The organism is Cupriavidus sp. 8B (assembly GCF_054589115.1).
Window position 1 is genome coordinate 1 of the sequence record NZ_BAAILO010000362.1, and the last position, 365, is coordinate 365.

The 365-nt window shown below is 66.0% G+C and carries 1 protein-coding gene and 1 pseudogene; both read left to right on the plus strand.

The window, feature by feature from the left end; genetic code table 11:
* Positions 1 to 159: pseudogene (locus tag ACYP5B_RS34220) on the plus strand (DNA polymerase Y family protein); the annotation flags it as partial.
* A 9-nt stretch (positions 160 to 168) separates the two neighbouring features.
* A partial coding sequence (locus tag ACYP5B_RS34225) for a PHP domain-containing protein (RefSeq protein WP_459572587.1) occupies positions 169 to 365 on the plus strand: 197 nt, incomplete at its 3' end.

Here is a 365-nt window from a genome sequence, read left to right on the forward strand (position 1 = left end):
GAGCGCATCGAGGCGGGATGGTGGGCGGGCGAGGTGGTGACGCGCGATTATTACGTGGCCGAGGGCCGGGATCACGCGCATTACTGGGTGTACCAGGAGCGTATGGGTAGCCGCGAGGGCGACGAGGCGCGGTGGTACCTGCACGGCCTGTTCGGGTGAGGCAACGCCATGGATTCCCTGCTGACCGGCGGCGGCCTACCCGACTACGCCGAGCTCCATTGCCTCTCGAATTTCTCGTTCCTTGACGGTGCTTCGAGCGCCGAGGAACTGGTCGAGCGCGCGGTCGAACTCGGTTACAGCGCCCTGGCCATCACGGACGAATGTTCGCTGGCAGGCATCGTCCGCGCCCACACCGAGGCCAAGAA